At 68.8% G+C, this 9298-nt stretch carries 9 protein-coding genes and 1 pseudogene; 6 read left to right on the forward strand and 4 right to left on the reverse strand.

Features of this window, described 5'->3' with window-relative positions; genetic code table 11:
- Positions 1-14: 14 nt before the first annotated feature.
- The 3 genes from efeB to efeU are packed head-to-tail and all read right to left on the reverse strand — an operon-like array spanning position 15 to position 3414.
- The gene (gene efeB, locus CRM73_RS09890; RefSeq protein WP_229587554.1) at positions 15-1334 is read right to left on the reverse strand and encodes an iron uptake transporter deferrochelatase/peroxidase subunit; all 1320 of its coding nucleotides are present in this window, start codon (positions 1332-1334) and stop codon (positions 15-17) included.
- Position 1335: 1 nt separating this feature from the next.
- The gene (gene efeO / locus CRM73_RS09895; RefSeq protein ID WP_229587556.1) at positions 1336-2514 is read right to left on the reverse strand and encodes an iron uptake system protein EfeO; all 1179 of its coding nucleotides are present in this window, start codon (positions 2512-2514) and stop codon (positions 1336-1338) included.
- A 57-nt stretch (positions 2515-2571) separates the two neighbouring features.
- Positions 2572-3414 (reverse strand): iron uptake transporter permease EfeU, encoded by an 843-nt coding sequence (gene efeU / locus CRM73_RS09900; RefSeq protein ID WP_229587558.1) that lies wholly within the window; start codon positions 3412-3414, stop codon positions 2572-2574.
- 909 nt (positions 3415-4323) lie between these two features.
- Here efeU and CRM73_RS09905 point away from each other — a divergent pair.
- The 6 genes from CRM73_RS09905 to mnhG all read left to right on the forward strand — a co-directional run bounded on the left by CRM73_RS09905 (position 4324) and on the right by mnhG (position 8573).
- Positions 4324-5241 (forward strand): alpha/beta fold hydrolase, encoded by a 918-nt coding sequence (locus tag CRM73_RS09905; RefSeq protein ID WP_229587572.1) that lies wholly within the window; start codon positions 4324-4326, stop codon positions 5239-5241.
- Positions 5242-6312: 1071 nt separating this feature from the next.
- On the forward strand, positions 6313-6804 hold the full coding sequence (locus tag CRM73_RS09910) for a DUF1538 family protein (protein WP_229587560.1): 492 nt from the start codon (positions 6313-6315) through the stop codon (positions 6802-6804).
- On the forward strand, positions 6801-7289 hold the full coding sequence (locus tag CRM73_RS09915) for a Na(+)/H(+) antiporter subunit C (RefSeq protein WP_229587562.1): 489 nt from the start codon (positions 6801-6803) through the stop codon (positions 7287-7289). Before CRM73_RS09910 ends, CRM73_RS09915 begins: the two co-directional genes overlap by 4 nt.
- The gene (locus tag CRM73_RS09920) at positions 7286-7966 is read left to right on the forward strand and encodes a Na+/H+ antiporter subunit E (RefSeq protein WP_229587564.1); all 681 of its coding nucleotides are present in this window, start codon (positions 7286-7288) and stop codon (positions 7964-7966) included. The genes CRM73_RS09915 and CRM73_RS09920 overlap by 4 nt, the downstream gene beginning before the upstream one ends.
- Entirely contained in the window at positions 7963-8118 is a 156-nt protein-coding gene (locus CRM73_RS09925; RefSeq protein WP_229587566.1) for a hypothetical protein, read from the forward strand. Before CRM73_RS09920 ends, CRM73_RS09925 begins: the two co-directional genes overlap by 4 nt.
- Positions 8115-8573, forward strand: coding sequence for a monovalent cation/H(+) antiporter subunit G (mnhG, locus tag CRM73_RS09930; protein WP_370658536.1), 459 nt, complete (start codon positions 8115-8117; stop codon positions 8571-8573). The genes CRM73_RS09925 and mnhG overlap by 4 nt, the downstream gene beginning before the upstream one ends.
- A 67-nt stretch (positions 8574-8640) precedes the next feature.
- Here the strand turns inward: mnhG and CRM73_RS09935 are convergent.
- A pseudogene (locus CRM73_RS09935) lies at positions 8641-9068 on the reverse strand (recombinase family protein); the annotation flags it as partial.
- Between the last annotated feature and the right edge of the window lie 230 nt (positions 9069-9298).

A 9298-nucleotide genomic window follows, 5' to 3' on the forward strand; every position in this document is an offset into this window, starting at 1 on the left:
CGCAGCGTATCGGCTCACGCCAGCAGCGTGTCCCCCAGGAATCGCTCCTCCTTCTCCGGTACTCCGGGTGGGATCGCGAAGAGACCGGAGCCGGTGTGCTTGAGGTACTCGGAGAGGGCGTCGTGCTTGGCCATCCGGTTCTGGACCGGCACGAAGTGGGTGCGCGGGTCGCAGACGAACGCGATGAAGAACAGTCCGGCGTCCAAGCGGCCCAGACCGTCGGAGCCGTCGGTGTAGTTGTAGCCGCGGCGCAGCATCTGTGCCCCGTCGTTGTGGGTCGGGTGCACCACCGCCACGTGCGAGTCCACCGGCACCAGCGGCGTATTGCCTCGGCCGGTCAGGGCGAAGTCCGGCTGGTCGAACTCCTCCCCACCCGACAGGGGCGCACCGGTGTGCTTGGTGCGGCCCACCAGCTGCTCTTGCTCCCGGAGTGGCGCTCTGTCCCAGGTCTCGATGTGCATCCGGATCCGTCGCGCTGCGAGATAGGTGCCGCCCTCCATCCAGGCGGGGCTGTCCGGGGAGGTCGCGGCCGTGGTCCATACGTGTTGGGCCAGCTGGTCCGGTTCCTCGGTCTTGAGGTTGGCCGTGCCGTCCTTGAAGCCGAACAGGTTCCGGGGGGTGGCCTGGGCTGTCGAGGTGGAGGAGGTGCGGCCGAAGCCCAGCTGCGACCACCGCACCGACACGGTCCCGGCGCCCAGGCGGGCGAGGTTGCGGATCGCGTGCACGGCCACTTGCGGGTCATCGGCGCAGGCCTGCACGCACAGGTCCCCGCCGGTGAGCTGGGGCTCGAGCGCATCACCGGGGAAGTGTGGCATCTCGATCAGCGCCGCCGGCAGCTGCTCGGCAAGCCCAAAACGGTCGGCCCCGTCCTGGTCGAGGAACAGGGTTCGCCCGAAGCCGACCGTCACCGTCAAGTGCGCGGCCGTCAGGTCCATGGCCTCGCCGGTGTCCTTGGGTGGGGCGTCGTAGGAGGTGTCCTCGCCCACCTGTTGCCCGGTGGTCATCCGCTCGATGGCCGCCGTCCAGCTCTGCAGGAGCCGCACGAGCTCGGCGCGGTCGTCGGTGACCACGTCGAGGGCCACGAAGTGCATCCGGTCCTGGGCGAGGGTCTCGATCCCCGCTTGGTGGGCGCCGCGGAAGGCCACGACGTCGGCCGCGACCTCCGCGCCGGGCCCACCGGTTACGGACGTGATGGCTCCGGACAGCGCGCCGGTCCCTGCGGCGTAGCCCAGGCCCGCCGCACCGGCGGCCGCGGCCCCGGCGCCGGCGAGCTTGAAGATCCCGCGCCGGGAGAAGTCCTTGCGGGTCCGCTCGGCAGGGGTCGGGGCGGACATCTCAGGCCACCACCACGGCGGTCAGCTCGGACAGCGGCTCGGACAGGGCCGTCACCGAGTCGGCGAGCTCGCGCACCTGCGCCTCGTCCAGCTCCGTGTATGCCACGAAACTCTCACCCTGCCGGTGCCGGTCCAGCAGGCCCTGCAGCTGGGAGAACCGCGCGTCGAGGGTCTCCTCCAGCGCCGGGTCCTTCTGCGCGACGATCGGGCGCACCGTCTCGAACGCGACCTTCGCCCCGTCGACGTTGGCCTGGAAGTCCCACAGGTCGGTGTGCGACCAGATCTCCTCCTCCCCGGTGACCTTGCCGGTGGCGACCTCGTCCAGCAGTGACTTCGAGCCGTTGGAGATCTGGTCGACGGTCAGCTCCAGGTCGCGGGTGCGCTCGTAGAGGTCGTTCGTGTCCGCCACCAGTCGGTCGGCGAGTTCTGTGCGTTCCGCGTCGGTCAGCGGGACGTAGGCTTCGCCGGGCTCGGTGTTCTCGATCGGCTGCGGGGGCCAGAGGTCCTTCTCGAACCGGTGCCAGCCCGTCCACTCCTGGCCCTCCTCGAGGTCGGCCTCGCGGGCGTCGAGCTTCGGGTCGAGGTCGCCGAAGGACTCCGCCACCGGTTCGATCCGCTCCCAGTGCACCCGGACCGGCGCGTAGAGCTCGCGGGCCCTCTGGTCCTCACCGGCCGTGACGGCGGCCGCGAACTCCTCGGTGCCGGTCTTCAGCTGCTCGGTCTGGTCCTTGACGTAGGCCGTGTACTCCGTGATGGCCTGCTCGCGCAGCTGCTGCTCGTCGGCGGAGACGGTCGGGGCGTCGTCGTTGGGGGTCACGGTGAAGGCCTGGCGGATGCCCTCCCCCACCATGCCGGGCTTGCACGCGGTGAAGTAGGAGCCCTCGGCGGCGGAGACCACGAGGTCGCGGCTGAGCCCGGGGCCGATGTTTTCGACCTCGGACACGATCCGCAGCCCGTCCTCGGCCAGGAGGTAGAACTCGGTGACCTGGGGCCCGTCGTTGGTGACGGTGAAGCGCAGGTTCCCGGCGGGGACCTCGGTGCTGGAGACGGTGCACTCTGTGTCGGTGCTGGTCACCTGGAGGGCACCGTCCTCGCCCTGGGGCTCGTTGGGGGTGCAGCCGGCGAGCAGGAGGGCTCCAGCGAGGCCGAGGGTGAGGGTGGCGGCGGACGTGCGGGTCATGGGTGGGCTCCGGATCGGGCTCGTGGGATGTGCGGGAAGGGTGGGGCGCGGATGCGCTCAGACGGTCGTGGGGCTCTGCCGAGACGGTGCCGGGTGGCCGGTGTGCGTGCGGCGCAGGAACAGGATCATCACCGGCACCACGTAGAGCACCCAGGCGGTGGCCTCCAGCCACGTAGTGGCGGGTGAGAAGTTGAAGACGCCTTTGAGCAGCGTGCCGGTGACCGACGTCGGTGGGATCAGCCCGGAAACGTCGAAGGCCAGGTGGTGCAGCCCGGGCAGGAGACCGGCCTCCTGCAGGTCGTGCACACCGTAGGCCAGGACACCGCCGGCCACGAGCACCAGCAGCGCACCGGTGACGGTGAAGAACACGGAGAGGTTCAGCCGCACCGCGCCCCGGGCGATGAGCCAGGCGAGCACCACGGCCACGGCGATCCCGATCAGTGCCCCCAACAGGGGCTCCGCCCCGGTGCCGGCGGCGCGGGACGCGGCCCAGAGGAACAGCGCCGTCTCCAACCCTTCGCGGCCCACGGCGAGAGCGGCGAGCACCACGAGGGACCAACCGGCCCCGCGCACCACGGCCCGGTCGACCGCCCCGCGCAGCTCTCCCGACAGCTGGCGGGCGTGACCGGCCATCCAGAAAATCATCCAAGTCACGAACCCGACGGCCACGATCGACAACAACCCCCCGATCGCTTCCTGCGCCTCGAACGTCAGTCCCTGCGGCCCGAAGGTCAGCAGCGCCCCGAAGCCCAGGGACACCAGCACAGCGAAGCCCACCCCCAACCACACCTTGGGGATCTGCCCCGAGCGGCCGGTCTTGTGCAGATAGGCGATCAGAATCGAGACCACCAGGCCGGCCTCAAGGCCTTCGCGCAGGCCAATCAGGAAATTCTGGAGCATCAGGCCACCGATCTTTGGCTGAGCACGGGCGGGATGCCACACACGCGCGTCATCACTTAGGTTTACCTAAGTAGAAGCACATTAGGTCACACATGTCTTGCCGAACAACCCCGCGGCCATAACCATCAGCACGTGCTTCCAGAACTTGGCCTGTCGCCGCCGGCCCTCCTCGGGGTCGTTCACGGTTCCTGTACGACGACACGCAATCAGCAACGGACAGCCGATGATCGCCTGTGGGAGCTGACCTCTCCTCTGAGCCCACCCCAGACACCGCCTCAAGGACCCGGGTGGCCTTGCGAGCAGGTAGCCGTCCAGGGAGACATCCTGTCCCAGCTCCCCGGGTCGTCGACAAACGGACAGACATGCAAATGGAATGCGGGCGGGGGCCTGTAACCGGCCATTTGTAAAGCGGAGGGATGGAGCCGCTCCTGTGCCCGGTGTCCACGGCCGAACCAGGGAATGTTCGGGCCACCCTTGACGCGGGGCCGGACCCGTGGCCGCGGTCGGCTTGTCACGGCTGCTGGGGCGTGACCGGGAAGTGTTGCTGGTAGGCCCGCCCCTCCCGCCGGAGGCCACACCGCAGGTCCATGGCTTCACCGGCTTCCCGTCCTCCACAGCACGCCCGTCAGGCTGTCACCCTGCCCCTGTCCGGCGCCATGGAGGGAAGCCCTTCGAGCCCGCCTGCGCCGCCATCTGGCTCCAGCAACGGGTGACCCAGGACTCCGATTCCCGGGCCGCTGGAATCGCGATGCCCTGCACCCTCCTCGAAGCCGCCCAGACCCGGTGATGGACGATCAATGCCTCCCCCCTCGCCCTGGTCCGAGCCGGTCCGATCGTCGTCAACGGCGAGCTCAACGAACGCCCCCACGGCCCTGCCGGTCGATCTAGGCTGGGTGTCGAGGAGGCGTGATGCATCACCGCACGAGTGACCGGCCGTTGACGCCACCGGGCGCCGAACGGTCCTACGTCTCCACCGCGGTCGGAGGCCTCGGTGTTCTCCACGCCGGCGCCCCCATCCCGGGCAGGTACCCGATCGTGCTCGTCCATGGCGGCGGGACCGACAGTTCGTCCATCTCGTGGTACCGCCTGGTCGAGCCGTTGGCAGCCGATCGTGAGGTGTGGGCGGTGGACCTGCCGGGATTCGGCACCAGCATGGACCTCGCACCGGTGGGCGGCCCCGGCGCGATGGCGGACGTGCTGGCCGAGACGTTGGCCGCACTCGGTGTCGGCCCGGCCGCGGTGTGTGGTGTGTCCATGGGTGGGGACGTTGCGCTGAATCTGGCGTTGAGCCACCCCGAGCGCGTCGTCGGCCTCGTGCTGATCGCCCCCGGCGGGCTCGTACCCTCACTCGGGTCCGCCGGCATGCACCGTGCCGCGTGGCTTGCCGCGCAGCTGCCCGACCGGGTCCTGCTGCCAGCGGGTCGCCTGGCGAACCGGTTTGTCCGGGCCGCCCAGCGCGCCATCGTGAAAGATCCTGCGCGCCTGCCCGCCGAGGTGGTCGAGGAGTTCGCGCGACTGGCCCGGGACCCTCGTGGTGTGCTGGGGTACGCCCGGTACAACCAGGCCACGCTGGGCCGCGACCGGATGCTCAACAATCTAACCGAACGGGTCCAGGAGATCGGGGTGCCCGCGCTGTTCTTCCACGGAGCCGACGATCCGATCGTCGACCCCGAGGGCTCGCGGCGTGCGGCGGAGCTCATGCCGCGGGCCCGTTTGGTGCTGGTGCCCGACTGCGGTCACTGGGCGCAGTTGGAGCGCCACGACGAGTTCCTCGCCCAGGTGCACCCGTTCCTGACGGAGATGGACCGTGGGGCGACGCCCAGCTGAACGGTGTGCCCAAAGCGCTGAAGGTTGTCGAGGCAGCGGCCCCAGTGGTTATCGGCTCGACTCCGGTTTCACGCCGAAAGGGCAGTGCCCCGTTCCTTTCCCTTTGTCAGGGGAATGGTCCACGTGAAGGCACTCAGCTCTCACGTCCGCAGGGGAACTTTCACCGCTACGCGGCCCCGGGGGTGGAGTGACAGAGAGGCCCCGGGCGGGTCAACGACGGTGGGGTGGAGATCATCACTCATGGCCCAGGACAACGAGCAGCACCCTACACAGCTCGGACCGACGAATAGAAAGTCAGAGGTACCGCAGTGGACGTTTATTGGCCTGTATTCATCACCGGGACGCTCCTGATGGCAGCAGGTGTCGCCGTCATCAGGCACCGACAGGACTCGGCATCCGATGTGGCCGAGGGGCAACGAACGATGTTCAGCCGGGTCAGGGAGAAGATCTCCCGCCAATCCAAGGTCTCCGGGACCTGGGGTGCCGGCATTGGGGCCATTCTCCTCGGGGTGCTGGGAATCGTGCTGGCATACGTCGTCTCATCTGATCGTTGGCGGTGGTGAAGCACCATCGTCGACGTCAGCGCCTTGCCTCGAACGGGGTCCGCCAGGTGACGGTCGGCCATCATCGACGCGCTCCTGCTGATCACCATCCTGTGGCCTTTGTGGTTCATCGGGAAAGCACTGACTGAACCATGAGCGACACCGGCTGGCCGGGACGCGAGGTACCACTCCTTGCGTCCCGTTTGCGTTGAAGTCGCCTGCGCTGCCTTGGCCATAGGAACCGTTGGGGGCGGTGGGCCCTGGGCGTACAACCCGGCAGGTTCCAGCAGGACCTGGTGGTGCGCCCGTGATGGTGGGCATAGGCGGTGATGATTTCCTGGGTGTCGTCCCCGGTGTGTAGATGGGACTGGGCTGTTGCCCTGGGGCTGGCGGTGTGGCCACCGGCACTCGATCACCGCCTGAGGCCCATGCGGTGGACGCGGAGTTGTCGGGCCCGTCAGACTGGGAGGTGACGGAGCCGTTGCGGCCCCCGCGGCGCTGTTCCCGGCGAGGAGGCCCGGTCCCGCCCATGGAACACCTCAGGCAGTTCGCCCATGAGTTCCAGCAGGTTTTGCGGAGTCTGCTACCCATCGTGGTGGTCGTGGTCGTGTCCCCGTTCGAGGTGTTTCGTCAGCCACCGGAGAACGTCGTCGGTTTGATCGCCGGGTTGTTAGCCGTTGGTGTCGGCATGACCTTGTTCCCGCACGGACCGGATTTATGCGTCTTCCCGGTGGGCAAGAACCTCGACACCCCAGCGGACCCCCAGGAGAACCCTTTGCGGAGCAACCAAGACGTCAGGGCACTCACGGCCATCACCGCCTCCCCCGACGCCACTGGGTCCGAGACGCTGTCGCCCATGCGCACCCGCCGGGTCAAGAGCCTGCCGGTGGAACGCCAGCACCCCCACGACGGCAACATGCTGTTCAGCCGCAGCGACCTGCTGCGCACCGTCGCAGCCGCCAGCACTCTCGCGGACTCGACCGCGTCCACCGGCCCTGACGGAGGGAGCGAGCACCGATGACCGTGAACCTGACCCTGCTGGTCGTGATGGGCGTGCTCTACGCCGTGGGCGTGTACCTGCTGCTCGAGCGCTCCCTCACCCGCGTGCTGCTCGGGCTGATGCTGCTGACCAACGGCACGAACCTGCTGATCCTGCACGCCGGCGGGACCGCCGGCTCCGCGCCCCTGTACGAGGGGTCGATCGCCGCGGAGGACTACAGCGACCCCCTGCCCCAGGCCCTCATCCTCACCGCCATCGTGATCTCCCTCGCCGTCACCGCGTTCCTCCTGGGCATGATCTACCGCTCCTGGGCCCTCGGGCGCCGGGACGAGATCCAGGACGACGTCGAGGACAGGCGCGTGGCGCGGCAGCCCTCCTACGACACGGAGGACGACGCCGAGGTCCCCGCCGACACCACCGAGTTCGACGAAGCACCCCCATACCGGGACCCGGACGAGTCCGACGAGACCCCGGGGGTCCGCGACGTTGTGGAGGAGACGCCGTGACCCGTCCCAAGAACTCCCTGCTCGTCGAGCTGCCGCTGCTGGTGTGGCTCGTGGTGGTGTGGGGCGCCCTCTGGGGCGACTTCGGCCCCGGCAACCTGCTGGTCGGGCTGGTCCTGGCCCTGCTCGTCACCTGGGTGCTCTACCTGCCGCCCGTGCAGCTGTCCGGCCGGTTCAACCCGTTCCAGTTCGCCGTGTTCACCGTGACGTTCGTGTGGCAGGTCGCCAAGGCGAGCTTCGAGGTGATGTTGATCGCGATCCTCGTGGGCCCGCGGGCCCGCAACGCCGTGGTCGGGGTGCAGCTGCGGACCCGCTCGGACCTGCTGATGATGGCCACCGGACACACCATGACCCTGATCCCGGGCTCGTTCGTGGTGGAGGTGGACCGTGCCTCCGGCACGCTGTACTTCCACGCGCTCAACGTCCGCGGCGCCCAGGAGGCCGAGGACTTCCGCCGGTCCGTCCTGCAGGTGGAGGCCGCCTGGATCCGGATCATGGGCACACGCCAGGAGCTCGCCGCGCTGCGGGCGGAATCCCGCGGCACCACGAGACAGCAAAGTGCGGCGATCAGCTCCCCGACCACCGCCGGGCAGCAGTTCAACCGCGAGCACCGCGAGGACCACCCGGCCGGGACACCGGGCGGCGCCCCGATCGACGCCCCCGAGGAGGACCGCCCGTGATGCAGATCGCCGCGGCCGCTCTGGTCGTGGAGATGGCCTACCCCGGCCACCTCAACAACCTGATCCTGATGGTGATCGTCTTCCTGGTCGGGTTCATCGGGTCCGTGACGGTGGCGCGCTTCGCCACCCAGACCGCCGAGCACGGGCGGTGAGCGCCGTGCTGGACACCGTCCTGGACGCCGCCGCGGCCCTCTGCCTCGTGATCGGCGCGCTGATGTCCCTCGCCGCCGCGATCGGCCTGGTCCGCTTCCCGGACCTGCTGACGCGCATGCACGCCGGCACCAAGCCCCAGGTCTTCGGGCTGCTCCTCATGCTCACGGCCGTCGCCCTGGAGAACCGCGAACCCGTCATGATCCCGCTCATCATTCTCGGCTGGATCTTCCAGCTGCTCACTGTGCCCGTCTCGGCGCACATGGTGGGCCGCTCGACCTACCGTTCCAAGCACTTCAACCAGAACACACTCACCCAGGACGACCTGCAGGAGGTCCTCGAGCAGGTGAGTGAGAACGACACGGCCGACCTGCCTGCGCCCAGCCCGACCCTTCCCAAATCTGACGGGCGGCGGGCCGCCACAGAGCACACTGACGGAACAACGGGGAGTCACTAGGCTCATCCGGACGGCAGAGCTCACCCGGGCCACCCCGGTGCCCCATCCCCCACCCAACGCTACGGGCTCACAATGCACGCGTCGTTGACAGCGGCAGCTCCCGGATCCGCCGGTAGAAAGTGGCTTTCGACGCACCCAGGGCGCGGGCGACCTGGGTGGCTGGTTCCCCGACCTCGATCAACGGCACCGCGTTGCGGATCTGGGAGCCAGTGAAGGTCCGGCGCCGTCCGCCGAGGTCCTTGCCAGCGGCCCTGCGTTTGGCCACCGAGCCGGTGATGTGTTCGCGTTTGATCCCCCATTCCATCTGGGCCAGGGCGGCCATGACGGTGAAGACCATCGATTCCATGGGGGTATGGGTGTCCACGGCTCCCCCACCGCGGTTCAGCACGCGCAGGCCCGCTCCCTGCCCCGCACTGCCTCAGCGAAGACCAGCATGTTCTGCGACGACCGCCTCAACCGGGCCAAGAGCACGATTACTAGCGTGCCGCCCAATTCGGACGTAGTGAGCACCTTGTCGATCGCCGACCGCTAACCGGGCCATATGTAAAGCGGTGGAGGCGCCCCGACTCCCTCACTCGACTCCGCACTTCCTGCGCGGTGTCGGCGGCACGTGAAAACTGACCCCGTGGCGGCAGGCGAAGTTTGACCCCCTGCTGGACCCTGTCCTCATGGCGAGGACGGGAGGAAGCGGGTGTTGAGCGTGGAGAACTGGGCGGAGATCCGGC

Source organism: Kocuria sp. CCUG 69068 (genome assembly GCF_020833785.1).
GTDB classification, from domain to species: domain Bacteria; phylum Actinomycetota; class Actinomycetes; order Actinomycetales; family Micrococcaceae; genus Kocuria; species Kocuria rosea.

Excerpts from the sequence above, each read along its gene's own strand:
- efeB (WP_229587554.1), bottom strand. The coding sequence starts at position 1,334 with ATGTCCGCCCCGACCCCTGCCGAGCGGACCCGCAAGGACTTCTCCCGG.
- efeO (WP_229587556.1), bottom strand. The coding sequence starts at position 2,514 with ATGACCCGCACGTCCGCCGCCACCCTCACCCTCGGCCTCGCTGGAGCC.
- efeU (WP_229587558.1), bottom strand. The coding sequence starts at position 3,414 with ATGCTCCAGAATTTCCTGATTGGCCTGCGCGAAGGCCTTGAGGCCGGC.
- CRM73_RS09905 (WP_229587572.1), top strand. The coding sequence starts at position 4,324 with ATGCATCACCGCACGAGTGACCGGCCGTTGACGCCACCGGGCGCCGAA.
- CRM73_RS09910 (WP_229587560.1), top strand. The coding sequence starts at position 6,313 with ATGGAACACCTCAGGCAGTTCGCCCATGAGTTCCAGCAGGTTTTGCGG.
- CRM73_RS09915 (WP_229587562.1), top strand. The coding sequence starts at position 6,801 with ATGACCGTGAACCTGACCCTGCTGGTCGTGATGGGCGTGCTCTACGCC.